This is a genomic window from Paenibacillus sp. FSL R7-277 (genome assembly GCF_000517965.1).
GTDB lineage: Bacteria > Bacillota > Bacilli > Paenibacillales > Paenibacillaceae > Paenibacillus_AQ > Paenibacillus_AQ silagei.
In genome coordinates this window covers 1-18635 of sequence record NZ_ASPX01000055.1, presented here as the reverse complement: position 1 = coordinate 18635, position 18635 = coordinate 1, and the positions used below count along the sequence as shown (strand labels likewise).

16 protein-coding genes are annotated in these 18635 nt (G+C 52.7%); 5 read left to right on the top strand and 11 right to left on the bottom strand.

Features of this window, described 5'->3' with window-relative positions; genetic code table 11:
* Window position 1: 1 nt before the first annotated feature.
* Window positions 2-529 carry a GrpB family protein gene (locus C173_RS17025; RefSeq protein WP_036726687.1) on the bottom strand — a complete coding sequence of 176 codons (528 nt, stop codon included), beginning with the start codon at window positions 527-529 and terminating at the stop codon, window positions 2-4.
* 96 nt (window positions 530-625) lie between these two features.
* On the opposite strand from C173_RS17025, the gene C173_RS34695 reads away from it, so the two are divergent.
* The 5 genes from C173_RS34695 (at window position 626) to C173_RS17005 (ending at window position 3897) form a co-directional block, all read left to right on the top strand.
* On the top strand, window positions 626-796 hold the full coding sequence (locus C173_RS34695) for a hypothetical protein (RefSeq protein ID WP_200869561.1): 171 nt from the start codon (window positions 626-628) through the stop codon (window positions 794-796).
* Between the two features lie 147 nt (window positions 797-943).
* Window positions 944-1759, top strand: a complete 816-nt coding sequence (gene murI / locus C173_RS17020; RefSeq protein ID WP_036726685.1) for a glutamate racemase — start codon at window positions 944-946, stop codon at window positions 1757-1759.
* The gene (locus C173_RS17015; protein ID WP_036726683.1) at window positions 1756-2529 is read left to right on the top strand and encodes a GNAT family N-acetyltransferase; all 774 of its coding nucleotides are present in this window, start codon (window positions 1756-1758) and stop codon (window positions 2527-2529) included. Before murI ends, C173_RS17015 begins: the two co-directional genes overlap by 4 nt.
* 46 nt (window positions 2530-2575) lie before the next feature.
* A complete protein-coding gene (locus C173_RS17010; RefSeq protein ID WP_036726681.1) occupies window positions 2576-2923 on the top strand; it encodes a DUF4190 domain-containing protein in 348 nt (115 codons plus the stop codon).
* A 377-nt stretch (window positions 2924-3300) separates the two neighbouring features.
* Window positions 3301-3897 (top strand): DUF2441 domain-containing protein, encoded by a 597-nt coding sequence (locus C173_RS17005; protein WP_036726679.1) that lies wholly within the window; start codon window positions 3301-3303, stop codon window positions 3895-3897.
* On the opposite strand, the gene C173_RS17000 is transcribed toward C173_RS17005, so the two are convergent.
* The 10 genes from C173_RS17000 to C173_RS16955 all read right to left on the bottom strand — a co-directional run bounded on the left by C173_RS17000 (window position 3875) and on the right by C173_RS16955 (window position 18184).
* Window positions 3875-5077: a response regulator gene (locus C173_RS17000; protein ID WP_036726678.1), complete on the bottom strand. Its 1203-nt coding sequence runs from the start codon at window positions 5075-5077 to the stop codon at window positions 3875-3877. The two genes, C173_RS17005 and C173_RS17000, sit on opposite strands and share 23 nt — an antisense overlap.
* A complete protein-coding gene (locus tag C173_RS16995; RefSeq protein WP_036726676.1) occupies window positions 5074-6861 on the bottom strand; it encodes a cache domain-containing sensor histidine kinase in 1788 nt (595 codons plus the stop codon). The genes C173_RS17000 and C173_RS16995 overlap by 4 nt, the downstream gene beginning before the upstream one ends.
* Before the next feature lie 90 nt (window positions 6862-6951).
* Window positions 6952-7776 carry a carbohydrate ABC transporter permease gene (locus C173_RS16990; RefSeq protein WP_036726674.1) on the bottom strand — a complete coding sequence of 275 codons (825 nt, stop codon included), beginning with the start codon at window positions 7774-7776 and terminating at the stop codon, window positions 6952-6954.
* Between the two features lie 18 nt (window positions 7777-7794).
* Window positions 7795-8685 (bottom strand): carbohydrate ABC transporter permease, encoded by an 891-nt coding sequence (locus tag C173_RS16985; protein WP_036726672.1) that lies wholly within the window; start codon window positions 8683-8685, stop codon window positions 7795-7797.
* A 220-nt stretch (window positions 8686-8905) separates the two neighbouring features.
* Window positions 8906-10282: an extracellular solute-binding protein gene (locus C173_RS16980; protein WP_051478117.1), complete on the bottom strand. Its 1377-nt coding sequence runs from the start codon at window positions 10280-10282 to the stop codon at window positions 8906-8908.
* Window positions 10283-10375: 93 nt separating this feature from the next.
* Window positions 10376-10837 (bottom strand): GNAT family N-acetyltransferase, encoded by a 462-nt coding sequence (locus tag C173_RS16975; protein ID WP_036726670.1) that lies wholly within the window; start codon window positions 10835-10837, stop codon window positions 10376-10378.
* A 279-nt stretch (window positions 10838-11116) separates the two neighbouring features.
* Window positions 11117-11935 carry a membrane protein insertase YidC gene (gene yidC / locus C173_RS16970; RefSeq protein ID WP_036726668.1) on the bottom strand — a complete coding sequence of 273 codons (819 nt, stop codon included), beginning with the start codon at window positions 11933-11935 and terminating at the stop codon, window positions 11117-11119.
* Between the two features lie 901 nt (window positions 11936-12836).
* Window positions 12837-15044 (bottom strand): DEAD/DEAH box helicase, encoded by a 2208-nt coding sequence (locus C173_RS16965; RefSeq protein WP_036726666.1) that lies wholly within the window; start codon window positions 15042-15044, stop codon window positions 12837-12839.
* Window positions 15041-16360 carry an ATP-binding protein gene (locus C173_RS16960; protein WP_036726664.1) on the bottom strand — a complete coding sequence of 440 codons (1320 nt, stop codon included), beginning with the start codon at window positions 16358-16360 and terminating at the stop codon, window positions 15041-15043. The genes C173_RS16965 and C173_RS16960 overlap by 4 nt, the downstream gene beginning before the upstream one ends.
* 9 nt (window positions 16361-16369) lie before the next feature.
* On the bottom strand, window positions 16370-18184 hold the full coding sequence (locus C173_RS16955) for a TerB N-terminal domain-containing protein (protein WP_036726663.1): 1815 nt from the start codon (window positions 18182-18184) through the stop codon (window positions 16370-16372).
* Window positions 18185-18635: the final 451 nt, after the last annotated feature.

Here is an 18635-nt window from a genome sequence, read left to right as displayed (position 1 = left end):
CTCACTCCTGCTGCTGTGACGCCTTCCGCAAAATAGACTGCACAAACGCGGTCTTCCCGTCACAATACGCATCGATATCATAACGGTACGCTTCAGCCAGCCGCTGCTTGACCGCCTGATATTCCTCCCGGGCAGCGGGATGGCTGCGCAGATAATCACGGAACCGGATATGCTCCACGTAACCCTTGCCGTCCTTGGGACATACATAAAGATGGTATTTCATGAATCCGTCATCCTGGTTGCTCTTGAAGGCTTCCCGGCCCTCAATGCCCATATTACCCTGATGCTCATAACCGAACGCATGCAGTCTGCGGATGATCTCCGGCAGCTGGTCATAGCTCTCCATCACCAGATCGATATCAATCACAGGCTTGGCCCACAGTCCTTCAATCGAGGTGCTGCCCACATGCTCCGCTGCGATAATCAGATCTCCGGCGATCTCCAGCATCCGCTTCTCAATTCTGCTATATTCCGCCTTCCAGGCCGGATCATACGGAACCACCTCTACAACCTTAGTCTTCTCAGCCATAATCCCTCTCCTCCTTCGGCTATAACCTGTACCCGCCACTGGAATAAAATACAAACCTCTATCTCATACTAACCCGCAGAGACGGAGGTGAACAGTATGCCCAAGAATAGTGCAGACCCGAAGCATGACCGTGCAGATAACCGCGCCGATTCTAAAAACAACCAGCAGAATCACGCCAGCATCAGCGAAATCCCCCAGATGGTGACTCCTGATAAAGCAGCAGATGTCGTGCCGAGTCTAAACGGCGTGACCAAGAACGAGAGCTGATTTCAGCTTTGATATGCTTATTGTCCAGGCTTCCCTCTCCGGCAACAGAGGCGGAAGTCTGGTCTTTTATCCATGCGCTATAGTTCTACAATAAGTCTAATGATAGAATAATAGAATCCTTTTAATAATGACGGAAAGAGTGGACATATGCGAATTGGATTTTTTGACTCCGGAATTGGCGGGTTAACGGTGCTTCATCAGGCGCTTAAGCTCTTGCCGCAAGAGGACTACCTCTTCTATGCAGATACAGACCATGTTCCCTACGGGGAGAAGACAAAAGACGAAGTCAGGGAATACATCCTGCAAGCGGTAGATTTTATGGCCAGTCAGCATATCAAAGCGTTGGTTATCGCTTGTAACACAGCCACCAGCATCGTAATCGAAGAGCTGCGGCAGCGGTATGACTTTCCGGTCCTCGGGATCGAGCCGGCAGTCAAGCCTGCGGTTGAACAATCGGAGGGCAAGCAGAAGAAGGTGCTGGTACTGGCCACCCGCTTAACGCTTCAGGAGAAGAAGTATCATGATTTGGTGCACCGTATCGATCACGGGGAGATTGTAGATAGTCTGCCGCTTCCCGGGCTGGTTCAGTTTGCGGAGCATTTTGATTTTGACGAAGAGAGAATTATTCCCTATCTGAAAAGTGAGCTGGCACACTTGGACCTTAAGCGGTACAGCACGGTGGTCCTTGGATGTACCCATTTCCCCTACTTCGAGGGAAGCCTGCGGAAGATATTCCCCGAAGGGGTGAACTTCATCTCCGGCAGTCTCGGAACCGCCAGGCATCTGAAGCAGATTCTTCAAGCAGGGGGCCGGATCAATGAGGGGACGGGCGATATCCTTTTTTACAGATCCAGTGTCCAGGTAGAGGATCCTGCATTGTTATCTCAATATGAGTGTCTGTTCCAGCGTCTGGATGACATTGAACTATCTATTAATCTGAGTAAAAGGAGTGATCCCGCATGAGTCACTATACAGCCATAATGGAAAGATTACGCCGGAATCCGCTGAAGAATGTTACGCTGCTCAAAATGATGACGGCGTATCATGCTCAGATCGACAGCGTGCTGATTGAACAGCAGGAGGAGTGGGGCGTGCTGCTGCTTATGCCTGCCGCAACCTTCGGCTATGATCACCGGACCTACCCGGAGGCTGACACCGTTGTGCTGATGGACTACAGCAGTCCTGAGGTCTTCCCTGCCCTGCTCAAGCGGTTGCCGCAGGACGCCAACCTGGTCTTCAAGCTTCAGGAGGATGCATACCGTCAGGCGCTGGAACCGTATTTCGCACTGCGGCGGGTCCGTAGTCTCTATTCTTATTCTTCGGCCGAAGGCCAGGGGTTCAGCGCAGATGAGGCCTGCACGGTCAGTGAAGCTATCGATGAACGGCTGCTGCCGCTGTGGATGGCGAATGATTATTCGCTAGAGGAAATCACGCAGTATTTTGAAGACGGGGCGTTCGCTGTGACGTTATTTGACGGGGATACGCCACTCAGTACATGTATGGTGTACCGCAATGAGGAGCGAATCTGGGAGATAGGCGGCGTACGTACCATAGAAGCTGCCAGACAGCGGGGGTTGGCACAGCGTGTAGTCCGTACAGCAGTCTTCCATACTCTGCAACGGGGCTACATTCCCAGGTACCAGGTGCTGGAGAACAACCTCGCCTCCATCCGCCTCGCCGAATCCATTGGACTTACCCGCGCCGTTACGCTGGAGCACTGGGTTAATTATTGATGGTTGAATTGGAGCATTCGCTCACTACTGATGAAGGAGTTAGATTATGAATAATCCCCCTCCACCCTATGGCGAACAGAATTACTATCAGCAGTACCCGAAGCCTCCGCAGGAGCGGACGAACAGCAAAGCAGTTGCAGCACTGGTGCTGGGTATTCTCTCCATCGTAATACCTTATGTCGGCATCCTCTTCGGAATTACCGCAATTGTTCTGGCTTCACTTGCCTTCAAGGAGATCCGTTACAGCTATGAGCAAGGCCGGGGACTCGCGACCGCCGGACTGGTCTGCGGAATAGTCTCCACCTTTATTTATACCATTCTCATCATCATGTTTGTTTTAACTATTCTGCTATTCAATAGTGCACAGACTACGATGGGTTATGTTGTGTTTTAGGTGAAACGGCCTCAACATGCCCACTGCACTATTTTAATTCCATAATTGCAGTAAGGTATGAAGCTGCGTTCATAGCTAATATTCAGAAATAAGTGTATTCGGTGCAACTAAAAACAATAAAAACGAAGGCACACCTCTCTTAACTGTATTCCATACAACTAAATTTGGCGGAATGGGCGAAAAGACGGATACAGAAGCATTTTAGTTGTACGAAATACAGCTAAACAGAGATTCAGCGGCACATCCGGCGATTTAGTTGTACAGATTGCAACTAAGCCTATCTCTTGCACCTAATCAAGCACAGCCACCTTCAGCAAGTGATGAGTTAAAGGTAATTTTCACACGTTTAAATCAGATATTCTACTAGGAGGTAGACAATGCAAGCAAGCGAAAGATACGTTTACCACATTGTAACCCGGAAGAAGATGGCCCTGAATCAAATCATTCATTTTGACAACCAGCAAAAAAACACCTTGTATCACTACTTTTTTGAGCAAGAACAGTTGAATTCCAAAGGGGAAGACGTTATTCAAATCCTGCACGGCAATTATACTGATGACGGTTTGAAATTGGATAAAGAGGATGCAGATGTTACGGTTAAGTATGCGGAGCAGACCATCCGAGCGGTTCGAGAGGTGATCGTTGAAATGGTAAGGCTACAGGAACATCCTGAGTATCCTTCACGTTTGTCTTGCTTATACGCAGCAAAGAGCTATGAAGACGCCATGATGTGGAAAAGCATATTCGATTCGTATCACCGGAAAGTGCTGCAGATCGTGAAACTTAAGGTCACTGGAGCTATTTTTGAAGGTGATGGCAGTCTATTGCCCAAGGAAGACGGTGCCCCATTCTCCCGTAAAATCGAACAAGCCAGAGAATACTGGAAAGGTAATTATAGTAACGCGCTCCCAGAGCTGTTGATTAACGGAAGAATCGAAGTGGCAGACATCCTCACAGAGTACCCCTGCTCCTAAGAATGCTGATGCTCTCCTGCTGGCGGTACTCCGTGGGGGTGAGCTGGTATTTCTTGCGGAACATTTGGGTAAAATGGCGCATGTCCTGGTAGCCTACCCGCTCCGCGATATCGGCCAGCTTCAGCCCCGGATTCAGTAATAATAACTTCGCTTGTTCCAGCCTCAGCGAGGTGACATATTCCTTGTACCCCTGTCCTGTCTTCTGCTTGAACAGCTGGCTGAAATAAGCCGGATTCAGGAACACCACCGAAGCGATTCTCTCCAGCGACAGCTCCTCATAGAAATGCTCCTTAATATATTGCAGCGCCACTTCAATCGCCTTCTCTCCACTCCCCTTAAGCGGCTCAAGCGGCGGCCCCTGGAAGGCCGAAGCCTCCCGCATCCGCTTCACGATCTGCGGCACCGTATGGAAGTCACAGCTCCGCCCGGAATAGATCATCTGAAAAGGGATTTTCAAATAATGCGTCAGATGCGTCTTCACCTCCTCCTGGAACTGCTCTACCCGGACGCTCTCGCCCGGTGAGATCAGGCCCAGCAGGTGCTGGCGGTCATAGCTGACCACGAAGCCCCGCCCATACCGCTCGATCAGCTCGGAGAGAACATTCTCGACAATGAAATGCTCCAGCCGGGCGCTCTGATCCCCAGGCTCCAGCTGAACCATCACCAGATAGAAGGAGTGATAATCTTCAATGAACGCGTCGATGTCCAGATTCCCGATATCCAGCCCGGAGGCCAGCCGCTGAAAAACCCCCTCGCGCAGGAACCGCAGACTGGCCTTCAGCCGCTCGCCTTGCCGCGAGAGCTGGTTGTCCTGCTGGATTTCGATTGTCAGGCTGTCGATCAGCTCGGTCAGCTTATGCTTGCCGATCGGCTTGAGCAGATAGTCCCGTGCCCCCAGCCGGACCGCTTCCTGGGCATAGGAGAATTCGCTGTGGGCAGAGATGACAATCCATTTCACATACGGATACCGGCGTTTCGAGATTTTCATGAATTCCAGCCCGTTCATGCCCGGCATCAGAATATCGGTCAGCACGATATGGATGTGCTGCTCTTCCAGAATCTTCACCGCTTCCTCCGCCCGCTCAGCCACGAACACCTGATGCTCTGCACTAATCTGCTTAATCGTACGCTTGATGCCTTCACGGATGGCCCGTTCATCATCGGCTATAAGAATATTCATCCCGGTAGCTCTCCTTCCACTGGAATAGGCAGCACGATCGCCACCTGCGTCCCCTCACCGGGGAAGCTCTGAATCTGCAGACCATAGCCCTCCCCGAACATGAACCGCAGGCGGCGGTGCAGGTTCTGGAGTCCGATCCCGCTTTTGCCGCCTTCTCTGCCACTGGAGCCCGAACTATCCGGACCATCCACATTCAGCGACTCCTGTAGCCTTGCAAGCTGCTCCCCGTTCATTCCGTCCCCGTTATCCTCCACAATTAGCTCAAGGTGGTCGTCCTCTTGCCGGGTGTACACCTTAAGAATCCCCTGACGCGAGAGCGGCTCCAGTCCATGCTTGACCGCATTCTCAATGACCGGCTGCACCGTCATCTTCGGGACCCTTATGTTCAGCCAGCGTTCATCGATATCCGTCACGATTACGAGGCGGCCCTCCAGACGGATCGAGATAATCTTCAGGTAATGCCCGATCTGCTCCAGCTCCTCCCTCAGGCTCACCTCAGCCCCGTCTTCCCACTGGCTGCTGTAGCGGAACATTGAGGACAGCGACAGCACCAGCTCGCCAAGCTGTTCATTGCCCTCCTCATCGAGCATCCAGTAGATCATATCCAGCGTATTGTATAGAAAATGCGGGTTCACCTGGGACTGCAAAGCGTGCAGCTCCGCATTCTTTTCGCTGACTGAGGACAGCTTGACCCGCTCAATCAGCTCCTCGATCCGCCGGACCATCCGGTTGAAGGAAGCGACCAGAATGTTAATCTCTTGATACGAAGAGACCTTGACCATGCCGCCGAAGTTCCCCACCTCCACCTGGCGCATCTCGCGGATTAGCTTCTTCAGCGGCGAAGAGATGGTCTGCGATACGATCGAAGCAATCAGCGTGGAGACCAGAATGAGCGCCGAGATCACGATCAAGAGATAACGCTTCATCTCCACCAGCTCCACATTCAGATCCTTGTCCGGCGTAATACTCATCACCCACCAGCCCGAGAAAGACAGCTTAGACGCCACAACCAGTTGGCCGCGCTCCTGCTGAACCATGACATGCTCCGAAGCGGGGAGCTTAGGCAGACGGGCAGTGTCCGGCTGCGGATCTGTGGCCGAGGTGACAAACCGTCCATCCGGGGACATCAGGTAGACCTGGCTGTGCGCGCCCAGCTTCAGATTCTCCAGCGCGTCCAGCACCGGCTGCGGGTCCGTCTCATACAGCACGATGCCTATCGGCTTATGCTCATTCAGGTCATAGAGCTGCCGCCCGAAGGCGAAGACCGGACTGTCCTCCACCTGGTCGATCAGGGAGTGCGGGTACACCCCGAGCCAGACCATTTTCCCTGAAGAAGCCTGCAATTGCCGGTACCAGTCCTCCTGACTATAATTCGGATCGACCACATTCATATAGTTGCCATAGTTGTAGATCTTGCCGCGGTCCGTGATCACATGAATACCCACCAGATCGTCCCGCGAATAAAAAATCGAGCCGATGATATTCGTCACCGTCTGCTCATTGATATAGGCCACCGCCGGCCCGTCCGTCTTCTCATTAATCAAGCGGATCATCTCGAAGTTATTGCTGAGCGATTTGGACAAGGCGTCATACCCCTTATAGAGAAGCGTGAATAAGCCTGCGCTCTGGGCGACGTTTTTTTGCGACAAATCACCAATCTTCTCATGCAATTGGTCTGTAGTCCGGTTATAGTACAGCAGGCTGACAATAAGCAGAATACTGGACATGCAAAAAAGAAACAGCAAGAACAACCGATGATGAATGGAATGAAAGCCGAGCTTCATAAGACTCTCCCCTTTACGCACCTGTTCTGCCGTTTCCTATTATAAAACTTTTCCATTTTTATGCAATGAGGGAATTCAGCACGCCTTACCCTACCCCTTAACCGCTCCGGCCACCATCCCTTTAGTAATCTGATTCGAGAGGAAGAAGTAGATCAGAATTACCGGCAGCGCGCCCATCACCAGGAAGGCCCCGATATTCCCGTAATTGACCGAATACTGGCTCACGAAGGTATAGACCCCGAATGGAAGGGTTTTGAGCTTCTCTGACGAGATGAACGTGGCGGCCAGGATGTACTCGTTCCAGATATTAATGAAGGTTAAGATACATACGGTCATGACAGGCGGAATCGACACCGGCAGGATAATGCTGCGGAAGATCCGGTACACGCTCGCCCCGTCGATGAACGCCGATTCTTCGATCTCATGTGGAATAGCTCTCATGAAGCCGCTCAAGATGAACACGGCGATGGGAGTCGAGAACGCGATGTACGGCAGAATCAGCGACCAGTGGGTGTTGAGAATATGCATGTTTTTGAAAATAATCATCAGCGGCAGCAGCGTGGCCTGCATCGGAATCATCATCCCCATCAGGAAAATGGTCATCACGACATTGCCGTATTTCCACCGGAACCGGGAGATCGCATAGGCCGCCATAGAAGCCAGCAGAATGACACAAATCATCGTAAGGGCGGTAACGAACACGCTGTTCGACAGGTACTTCAGATAACTGCCCGAGGTGTAAGCCTCATAGTAGTTATGCCACTGGAATTTTCGCGGAAAAGAAAAGAAGCTCCCGTCCTGAATCTCCTCATTCGTCTTCAGAGAGTATAACAGGAGCCACAGTAGCGGGTAGAGCTGGGTAATGACAGGAATGGCAAAAAGAAGATACACGATTCCTTTTTTAAGCTTACGCATGGTCCGCGCACTCCTTTCCTATTCGAATTTTCGCTCAAGCCGGTTGAAGATCATGTTGATGATGCCGGTAAAAATGAGACAGACCACAACGAGGAAGGTCGCAATCGCGCTGCCGTAGCCATACTTGAAGGACAAGAAGGAGCTGTTATACATATGGGTGGAGATGACATCCGTTGCATGCGCAGGACCGCCGCCAGTCATGACCATGACCAGGTCGAAGGCTTGCAGGGACCCGATAAACGCCAGGATGATCGAGATTTTGAAAATCGGAATGATCAGCGGAAGCGTAATGTAACGATCCGCCTTGAAGCCGTCAGCCCCGTCAATTCTGGCCGCTTCGTACAGCTCGTCGGGAATGTTCTGCACTCCGGTATACTGAATCAGCAGATGGTAGCCGAAATACTGCCACAGGGACACCAGATACAGAGAATACATGGCGATGTTAGGCTCGGTCAGCCAGTTATGCGTCCAGCTCTCCAGCCCCAGGGACACCAGCACACCGTTCAGCATGCCCCCCATCGAAGTAGGGTTATAGATGGTCTTCCAGAGTTGTCCAATAATAACGACTGATAAGATAACCGGCGTGAAGTAGATCGACACCAGCGTGTTGGCTCTGCGCAGATAGCGGTTCAGCAGGATCGCCATCCCCAGACAGAGCGGGATTTCCAGCATGGAAGCCACGGCGTACAGCAGCGTTCTCCGAACAGAGGGCCAGAACACCGGGTCATTCCAGAACATATTCTTGAAGTTGCCGAAGCCGACGAACTGAGAGGTCGTTAGACCGTCCCACTTCAATAAGCCCGTATATAATGAGACCAGTATGGGAACGAAAACCAGGCACACATAGAGCAACAGACATGGCAGTATGAAGGCAGCGATTGTGTATGCCGGAACCTTAAGGACTTTCATCTTTCCCGCCTCCTAATCAAGCAGATTCTTCTTTATCTACTGATTCATATCATTAATGATTAATGCTATTAACTTTAAAAAGTGCATGATAAACCCGATGCGAAGCAGCCTGAATCAGCTGGCTTCGCATCGAGCAGGACGGCTATACGATTGCAGGGAATGCGTTAGATGGCGTAAATTGAGTGAAGCTTAGATTATACGAAACGCTGAAGTCTTAGGCTTATTTATTGGCTTCAAATGCGGCCTGATGCTCTTTGGCTACCGCCTTGGAATCCATCTTTTGAACGAACAGGTTCTGAATGCTGCTGAGGTGGACTTGTGAAGTTGCTGGATTCATCGTGTTGTCGAAGGACAGATCGCCGCCTTTTACTTGGTTGAACAGACCAGCCACAGTGATAGCCAGCTCGGAGTAACCGGCAGCTTTCAGGTCACCGTCTACCTTTTGCCCGATACCTACAGCATTCTTCAGCTCGAACTGTTTTTTAGGATATTCAGAAGCGAAGAAGTTCAGGAAATCCTTCGTTTCCTTCAGATGCTCGCTGTTTGCAGACACGGCAAATGCGCTGCCCGGTGCAAGCATGAATTCGTTCGGATCACCTTTACCGTTAACCGTAGGAAATTGGAAGGCTCCCACTTTACCGGCTACGGAAGAAGCATCATTCGCGCCCGTCTCCCAAGTACCGATAACCCACATTGCTGCCTTACCGGATCTGAAAATATTCCCGCCGGCATTTGCATCGATGGAAGTTGCCCCGTCAGGGAATGCGCCTGCTGCTACCAGTTGCTGGAACGCGTCTACCGCTTCAACAAAGGCAGGATCTTCAAATGTTTTCTTGCCATCCACTACGTCTTTCAGGAAGCCAGGACCGCCGTTTGTACGAAGCAGGATGTTCATGAACAGGAACGAGCCGGTCCACGAATCCTTTTCACCGATAGCCAGTGGAGTAATCCCTTTGTCTTTTAAGAGCTTAACGTCCTTCAGTAATTCTTCAAACGTGGTTGGAGGTGCTGCAATTCCGGCTTGGGCGAACAAGTCTTTGTTGTAGTAGACCACTTCGATATTGTTGCCGTCAGGAAGCGCATACACATTGTTATCGAAGCTGTAATAGTCAAGCAGACCCGCTTGGTACGTATCTTTCAGTCCATTCTGATCGAGCACATCATTCAGCGGGGCTAATAATCCTGCATCTACAAAGGGCTTCATTTGAGCGGCAGGGTTAACCATCGTAATATCAGGTATTTCTTTGGAGGCTGCTTGTGTTTTCAGCTTCACCTTCTGTTGATCCGTGTTCAGCGTATCCAGCTCAATCTTTACATTGGGATGCTCTTTCATGTACTGGTCAGTCAGCTCGTGAATCATTTTGTAAGACGGTGTTGCAGGGTCAGGGTAGATGTTCTGGAAGGTAATAGTTACCTTCTTGTCGCTCGGAGCGTCTGTAGCAGCGGCATTGCCGCTGCCTGTGGCGGCGTTCGGTGCGGCGGTGTCCTTAGCCTTGGAATTGGCGTTGTTGTTCGAGTTCCCGCATGCGGCAAGGCTTACTGCCATTAGCGCGGCGAACGTGACGGTGGCGGTTTGCTTCATTTTTCTGTTGACCATTCATTAAAGCCCCCTCTGTCGTGATAAGCTAATTATCATCGCGTAGAGCGCTTCCGGGCAAGGTGGGAACTGCAGAAATGAGGTTTGTTTTTTCTAGGGTATGCTTGGGCGGGCTTCGTTCGTCAGCTCTTTATCTAACATCTGCTCATCGTCTTTCACATAGCCACAATCTTCGTAGGTCTGAATAGCCGCAGTGTTCCTTCTACCCGTCAATACCTTGACCCGTTTCACTCCGCGCAACCTAAGCTCGTCTTCCAGACAAGTAATGATAGCTCTGGCAGCTCCCTTTCTTCGGGCGGTATCTTGCACATAGAGTTCTGTAATTTCTCCATAGGGCTCCTCATAGCAAAAGGAATACAGGCTTTGGGCGCAGCCAAAACCGACGATGCTACCGTTCAACTCGGCTACGGCAATCAGCTCGTTACGGTTAGTATGCAGATGTTCAATAATTTGGGCCGGAGGTCTGTGGACGCCGCCGTTGAACTCTTGATTGAGTCGCGACAATGCCTCAGCATCTGTTATGGACGCTAGCCTTACCGTTATAAGTGAATTCACTTGGAATCACCTCGTTTATTTATATTTTTATAAAAAGCACTAAAGAATTGAACTCTAAGCTTGGTCGTCACTGCGGTGAACATTTGGACTTCCGGCCGCTGTTGTATTTGGATTTCCTAATTACAACCTCCCATAGCGGTAGAAATCCAAATACAAAGGCGGTCGCTATCGCTCCTACAGTTCCAAATTTCCCCTCCGCTTCTTTTTGCTTTTTGCTAATTTTGGAAGTGCATCTTCATTAAAAGCAGCCGATCACGATAGATCGGCTGCTTTCCAGATTCATTTACTACTTGCTCTATCCGGCTTCGCGTACATTTTATTCAGAATGACTGTCTGCACGATAATGAATATCCCTCCAACCACCCAATACAACGGCAAGGCTGCGGGTACCTGAAACGAGAACAGGCCCATCATAACCGGCGACAACCATCCCATCCAAGCCATTGGGTTACCCGGGCTTTGCTGATTCTGTACAGCTGCGGATTGCGATACGCGGAACTGCACGTAATAGACCGCAGCGGCAATAAGCGGCAGAATCATATCTGCGGTTCCCAGGTTGAACCACAGGAAATCGTGTGCGGCAATCTCTGGGGTACGGCGAATGGCGTAATAAAATGCGAGGGTGATCGGCCATTGGAGCAGCATCGGTAAACAGCCCATACTTAACGGATTAAACTGATGCTTCTGGTAGAGCAGCATCATCTCGGCCTGCTGCTGCTTAGCGGCATCCGCACTGGCATTGTTCTTATACCTCTCCTTCAGCTCCGTTAACTCCGGCTGGAGGACGGCCATCTTTGCTCTCATAGCCATTTGCTTCTTGGTCTGATTCATCATGAGCGGCAGGATTGCAAGCCTGATGATGAGCATCATCAGCACAATCGACAAACCGTAATTTCCTTGAAAGCTATCCCCGAAGAATTGGATTAAGAACGAAAACGGATAAATAAAGAAGTGGTTGAATATCCCCGGTGAATCCGCCAGAATCGGGCTGGCCTGGGATGCTGCTGAGCAGCCGCTAAGCACTATGGCCGTAATAAGTCCCATTGCTAGGACGAGAATGGGCTTGGCCCATTTTGGATACAGGTTCATCTTGTTCATTGTTGCCCTCCCTAATTGAATGTATGGATCTCAATGTAGGAAAGGATTATTGTCATCCTCATCAGGTGCTTCTCTACGCCTGGCGGTTCGTGCGATCCACCGCTGAATACTGCTCGGCTCCGACAGCCGGACCGATACAGACCAGGTTAAACCGGGTGCAGCAAGTTCATGACCCCAGTGGATTTCCTGCAAAGAAAAGTAGGTAAGGGGTATCGACACTAACGAATAGATAAAAGCGATGGAGAATGCCAATGCAATCAGATCATATAAATGCTCCAGTCCGGTTCACCTCCGCCTGTATGCGTCATAATGGAATAATTTGAACAAGCGGAAACGGCTGTACCGCCCTTTTAAAGGACGGTACTGTTTCAGCGAGAAATAGAAGGATAAGTTATCGTGTGAAACATATAAATTCTTATATTTTAAAGGTTAAACGTCTATACGTCAGAGTAACGATGTGGTTTCAAGCTCCTGCTCTGTACAGAACAAAATTACCCTTAACTCTCGCCAATTCTGAGAGGTTCTCTCAACGACCGCTTATATGGAGCAGCATTGTTGCACAATCTTGCAGGAGAATGTGATCGGTTTTTCAACTATATCCCGCCTGTTCGCCTTCCCGCGCACCAACGCGGTCGATTTTTCGACTATATCCTGCCTGTTCGCCTTTCCCGCGCGCCGATGTGATCGGTTTTTCGACTATATCCTGCCAGTTCGCCTTCCCGCGCACCAACGCGGTCGGTTTTTCGACTATATCCCGCCTGTCCGCCTTTTCCACTGCCTGATTTCAGCATAGGCCGCTTCTTTTGGGCAACATTGCTGCTTTTCTTGCAGGAATTCACTATAAGATTTCGTAAAAAATATGAAAAGCCCTCTCTACGGTTATGTAAAGAAGGCCGTTATACTAAGCTTGTTCTGGCTGTTGCCGCCATTGTTTGATGACATTGACCAGACCCGGTACATCAAGACCGTCGAGCGAAAAGGCTTTGCGCAGCAGGTCATGCGGGATGAACTCATCGTATTTGCCGAGGTAAGGGGCTTCATCCGGCTTCAGGAGCGTGAGTGCATCCGTAGCGGCAGCGGTCTCAGCGATGATCTCATCCTCCAGCTTCTCTGCATCCACTTTGCCGGCGACTACCATGTAATACGGTTCCATCGGCACGACCGAGCGCAAGCCAAGCGGCTCCTTCAGATTGTTCTTGAGCAGGCGCTCCAGCGTACGGAACTGGCGGCTACCAGCCCACGGAAGGATGAACATGGAGTCTCCCCCGGCTGGCAGAACTGAACGCGTCAGCAGTCCGCTCTCCTTCGCGAGCCTGCGGGCCCGTTCCAGTCTGGCGGCCGCGCTTGGTGCAAGGTATGGGTACAGGGCCGTAGATCCTAATACTTCGCGGATCTTCGTCATAATCCGGGTATGGACATCTCCGCCTGCACCGAGCCATAAGGTGTCCACTTTGCCGCGTGAGCCTTTGACATAGACGGCCTTATGGCGGTTGTCCACCTCTTCGACCTTCCACAGCTTGCCTGCCAGTGTGAAGCAGTAGCCCGGAGGCGGCACGGTGGTAATGGACCCGATCTCCTCCGTCCCGTTATAGACAACATGCTCTTCATCGTCCTTGAATACCGCATAGAAGCGGAAGTTGTTAACGATCTTCTCGCCTGCCATCCCAATCAGCAGACTTCCCTCATCCATCTTCTCGATATGGCCCATGCCCAGCATATACTCCATGAAGTCATCATAATCAGCGGGATCAATGCTGCGGAAGGACGGCAGGCTCAGTACAGCCTCCTTCAGCTCCTCCGGCTCTGCCTCACCCATGCTCTTCAGAATGCTCATCGTCTGATGATACAGGAGACCGACCGGCAGCTGGCGCACGGCCAGCGGCTCCACCCATTTCTCGCGTACATACAGCTCGATTACGGCTATGGCCCGCAGCAGCGTCCACGGCATGCGCGCCGGGAGCTGCGCCTCCTCGTCCTCCTCCTCGGGCGTGACGAAGATCATCTCGGAGGCGGCGTCCCCACGCCTGCCTGAGCGACCCAGCCGCTGCACGAAGCTCGCGCAGCTATAAGGCGCGCCGAGCTGGAGCACCCGCTCCAGCTCGCCCAGATCAATCCCCAGCTCCAGCGTCAGCGTCGCTGCAGCCACAGCCGGCCCTGCGCCCTCACGGAGCGTGGCCTCTGTCTCCTCGCGCAGCATCGCGGAGATGCTTCCATGATGCACATGGAAGACATCCCGCTCGCCGCGCTTGGCGGCAATGCGCCGCATCTCCAGAATGGCCTCTTCGGCATCGGTGCGGCTGTTCGTGAAGATGAGCGCCTTCTTCACATGCGTGTGATCATAGATGAAGCCATAATAAGCCTGGCGCGCCCGCTCCAGGTGTTCGGCCTGCACCTCGTCCCGCGCATCCGGGAACGAGAAATGCTCCACGCTCAGCCGCAGCTTGCGCCCGCCCTGCGGCGCGCTGACCTCCACGCTCTCTCGCGTGCCTGCCGCCAGCCACTCCGTGACGGAGGCGTAGTCGCTTAAGGTCGCAGACAGGCCGACCCGCCGCGGATGACAGCCCGCCATCCGCGAGATCCGCGCCAGCTGGCTCAGCACCTGAATGCCGCGGTCCGCGCCCATGAAGGCATGAACTTCATCGATGACGATGAAGCGCAGATCATGGAACAGGGCCGGGATCGCATTCGGACGGTTCATCAGCAGGCCCTCCAGCGATTCAGGGGTGATCTGTAGGACTCCCGAAGGATTCTGCATCAGCTTGGTTTTGTCCGCCTGTGGCACATCGCCATGCCAGTGCCAGACCGGAATGTTCCCTTCACGCAGCAGATCATTTAGCCGCGTGAACTGGTCGTTAATCAGCGCCTTCAGCGGCGCGATGTATAGAATACCTACTGAGGCAGACGGACGCTCATACAGCTCCGTTAGCGCCGGGAAGAAGGCCGCTTCTGTCTTGCCTGAGGCCGTCCCTGAAGCGATCAGAAGATGATGAGGCGTGTCAAACAGCACCCGGCAGGCATCGACCTGCGCCTCGCGCAGCGTATCCCAGCGGTTCTTGTAGATGAATTCCTTGATGAACGGAGCCAGCCGGTAGAACGGGTTATCACTCATAGGTCGAACTCCGCCAGGAAGCCGTCCAGCTCATTCTGCTCCGTCTCGGCAGGCCGCGAAGTCCGCTCTCCAACCAGCTTCTCGAATGAAATCTCCGGATGCTGGTGCAGGGTATGCAACAGATCCATGAAGTCGCGCACAACCTCGCGCGCGGTGAGCAGTTCATCAGCTCCCAGCCGGTTGACCGCCTCTTCCATGAAATGCACCAGCTGCTCCTGCGTCAGTCTTGCTTCATATCCGTAATGCAGCGCATGAATGTCCCGCAGCTTCTGGAGCAGGATCAGAATCTCTTCGTGGGAGAGCATATCCAGCGCAATAATCGGTCCTGTGTAATTGTTCAGCCCGCTGCCTGCATACCGTCCGGCCACCAGCCGGGAGCGCAGGGCCTCATAGCTGAACAGTCCGCGCCGGTGGTCCTCCACGAACTGCGGTGTACCGCCAACGAAGATGCCCAGCCGCTCTGCTTTGCCTTGCATCGTATCATTGAACATGGTCAGCAGCTTCTCGTAATTGCTCTGCCGCGAGATGCTGTTGGTAATCTTGTAGAGGTTCACCCCTTCATCGATGAACAGCAGCAAACCCTTATAACCGATGGCTCCGGTGAATTCCGCCCACAGCTTCATGTAGTCATACCAGTTGTCATCATCGATGATGACACCAACGCCGAGCGCCTTCCGCGCTTCCGTACGGGTCGGGAACTCTCCCCGCAGCCAGCGCAGGGAATCCTGCTTCAGCCCGTCATCGGCCAGCTTGTGCCCGTTCCAGTAAGAGGCCAGCACCTTAGCGAAGTCGAAGCCATGCACCAGCCCGCGCATCTCGGAAGCAACCGAATATATACGCTGCTCAACCTCATCGCCCAGCTCCGGCGCGTCAGGGCCGTAGCCCTTCTCCTGCATCACCGCCTGTTGCAGCGTCATGATCCACTTCTGCAGCATAATCTCCAGCGCCCCTCCATCCGGGCGGGTCCGGGTCGAGAGATGGCTCATCAGCTCGCGGTAGGTGGCAAGCCCCTGTCCCTTCGTGCCAACCAGCCGCCGCTCCGGTGACAGGTCAGCATCGGCAACCACGAAGTCGCGGTCCATCGCATAGTTGCGGATGATCTGGAGCAGGAAGCTTTTGCCGCTGCCGAATTTGCCTGTAATCAGCTTGAAGGCAGCTCCGCCATCGGCAATATTCTCCATATCGCGGAGAATCGCCTCCACCTCCGGCCGGCGGCCGACGGCGATATGTTCAAGACCGATACGCGGTACAACTCCCGCTGTCAGCGAATTGACGAGCGCGGTGGTCATCCGCTTCGGTATTTTGAGTGGGTTCATTTACGAATTTCACCTCTTTATATAGTCCAGCATGGATAGACATTCTTCGGTCAGCTCTTCCCCGTCAATGATGAGGTCTCCCAGACTGTCCATTGCCAGCTCATTAATCTCATCGTACAGCAGCTCTGCCATCGTTCCTGCTCCCGCTGCCAGCCGCTGCACCTTCGCAGGACCGTCCTCTTCTGCCAGCGCCAGCACGGCCTCCCGTTGCAGCAGAGTCAGCTCCGAAGCGAACAATGTCCAGCGGTCTGCTTCGCTATCAGAGGCAGGTGGTAGGGAAGGGGGAAGTTCCCGCCCGTTAGAAAGGGACTCTGCCAGAGGGTCTTCCCTGTGCATCTCTATCCGCTCACCACCAGCCATCCGGGCCACTTGCTCATCAGGTTTTGCAGAGCTATCGGAAACACTTTCCGCATTTGCTGATACAGCTGATGTAACTCTTGCATTCGCATTCGCAACACTTTCCTCGCCCGCTGATTCAGCGCTTCCATGTGTTTCCGCATCACTTATCACATATGCTGATCCGGCTCTCCCAGCCGCAGCCGCATCACTTCCAATACCAGCCAATCCGGCTTCTCCATGTGCTCCTTCAGACTCAATTATCCATTCCGCGTCATCCTCATGATCCGACTCCCCGCCGTCTTCCACCGTAAGCAAGGAACGCACCACCTCGGAGTCGCTTGCCAACTGCTCCAGCTTCTGCTGGTCAATGACCACTGCCGGTCCCTTCTCTTCCTGCTCCGCCTTGCGGAATTCACGCTCCAGGAACCGGGTGACGAGATCATCCATATCAGCATCAACCCGGACATCCTTCAGTCTTCCCCGGTATCCCATCAGCGCTCGCAGCTTATTCTCGGTCAGCCGGAACAGCCGGGTAATCAGGCTGCGCAGCGGCGGGGACTTGCTGACCCGGATAACAGGCACAAGAACAGAATAGCCATACAGGGAGATATCGTATACCGCGCTGCGGAACAAATAACGCTCACGGACGACAGGAGGGGCGGGCGGGAACATCGTGATTAGATTCGAGCCATGCTTCCGCGCGACATAAGCATCAATTAGGGCTACAACCTGGGGAATATAACGATCCGCAGCGATTTTGTCCTCGCCGGTATAGAATTTGGACTTGCTGATATCATAGTCCGACATCACACTCAGTACCTCAATCCTAAGCTGCTCCGGGGCAGCCGACAGGCAGCGGACCAATTCAAGCTCAGCCAGATCCCCGGCCAGCCCGCGCGAACGGGCCACAATCTCCGAGAGGGGGATATCCAGCTTATGGACAAAAGAGAAATCCGCAATCCACCCGCCAAGGTACTGATCCAGACGTTTGTAACTATCACGGTAGGCCTCCCACAGCAGACTGAGCTGACGGCAGCCCTCCTGAGGCTCGTCCCAGCCCACACCGTTAATCAGCTCATAGATATGCAGGAAGATATATGAGAGATCGGTCTTCGGGTATCTCCCCTGCCGGACTTCATCCCGCCAAAAGAAATACCATCTGCTCTGCGCGCCGGTCATATGCCCGTAGGTGGGCCAATAGCTTTTGAACGGGACGAACAGCGCCGCAGGCTCCTTATGTTCTACAAGCTCACGTGCACGCTGAACGAACTCGCTCTCTGTAGTGGTTACCGGCTCCACACTCTCTTCCATATCCCAGAGCTGGAGCTGGACTGTATCGTAACCGGACGTTGTCTTCTTAACCGGCTCTGACTTAGGCTTCCGGCTGCCTTCATCTACAGTACCGCGCGGCGGAATCGCCACATTCTGCTCCGTACTCTCCCAGACCAGCTCCGAGAAATGCAGCCCCTGCCTGTCTTTAGCCATGCTTCATCGCCCCACCCGTATGTCTTGGTAATTCTCACATTATATCATATACCCTATGCAGCGGATGCAGCCGCTCCAGTCATGTGCAGGTACGGTTAATGCAGCTACTCTCACTGCTACTTCCTGCTTCTTTCTCGCTACTATTCATTGCAGCTCACTGTTATTTACTGAAACTTACTGTTATTTACTACAACTAACTGTTACTTACAGCTACTCGCTACTATTCACTGCAACTCACTGTTACTTACTGCAACTCACATCTACTTACCGCTATCCCTACCACTTCCTGCTACTATTACTCCCCAGTTATCTCTGCCGGACTGAGATTCCGTTATTCTGAACAAATCAGGCAAATATGACGGTCAAGCGGACTCAGAATCCCTTATTTGAACGATAATGTCTCATTTCAGGGCCGAATAACCCTAATAATCCCACTCAGTCCGCTCGGGGC

Bases quoted from the DNA above. Each gene is read 5' to 3' on its own strand.
- C173_RS16985 (WP_036726672.1), bottom strand. From the start codon at position 8,685: ATGAAAGTCCTTAAGGTTCCGGCATACACAATCGCTGCCTTCATACTG.
- C173_RS16980 (WP_051478117.1), bottom strand. From the start codon at position 10,282: ATGGTCAACAGAAAAATGAAGCAAACCGCCACCGTCACGTTCGCCGCG.
- C173_RS34695 (WP_200869561.1), top strand. From the start codon at position 626: ATGCCCAAGAATAGTGCAGACCCGAAGCATGACCGTGCAGATAACCGC.
- C173_RS16955 (WP_036726663.1), bottom strand. From the start codon at position 18,184: ATGGCTAAAGACAGGCAGGGGCTGCATTTCTCGGAGCTGGTCTGGGAG.
- C173_RS17005 (WP_036726679.1), top strand. From the start codon at position 3,301: ATGCAAGCAAGCGAAAGATACGTTTACCACATTGTAACCCGGAAGAAG.
- C173_RS16965 (WP_036726666.1), bottom strand. From the start codon at position 15,044: ATGAGTGATAACCCGTTCTACCGGCTGGCTCCGTTCATCAAGGAATTC.
- C173_RS17000 (WP_036726678.1), bottom strand. From the start codon at position 5,077: ATGAATATTCTTATAGCCGATGATGAACGGGCCATCCGTGAAGGCATC.
- C173_RS16995 (WP_036726676.1), bottom strand. From the start codon at position 6,861: ATGAAGCTCGGCTTTCATTCCATTCATCATCGGTTGTTCTTGCTGTTT.
- C173_RS17025 (WP_036726687.1), bottom strand. From the start codon at position 529: ATGGCTGAGAAGACTAAGGTTGTAGAGGTGGTTCCGTATGATCCGGCC.
- yidC (WP_036726668.1), bottom strand. From the start codon at position 11,935: ATGAACAAGATGAACCTGTATCCAAAATGGGCCAAGCCCATTCTCGTC.
- C173_RS17015 (WP_036726683.1), top strand. From the start codon at position 1,756: ATGAGTCACTATACAGCCATAATGGAAAGATTACGCCGGAATCCGCTG.
- murI (WP_036726685.1), top strand. From the start codon at position 944: ATGCGAATTGGATTTTTTGACTCCGGAATTGGCGGGTTAACGGTGCTT.
- C173_RS16990 (WP_036726674.1), bottom strand. From the start codon at position 7,776: ATGCGTAAGCTTAAAAAAGGAATCGTGTATCTTCTTTTTGCCATTCCT.
- C173_RS16960 (WP_036726664.1), bottom strand. From the start codon at position 16,360: ATGAACCCACTCAAAATACCGAAGCGGATGACCACCGCGCTCGTCAAT.
- C173_RS17010 (WP_036726681.1), top strand. From the start codon at position 2,576: ATGAATAATCCCCCTCCACCCTATGGCGAACAGAATTACTATCAGCAG.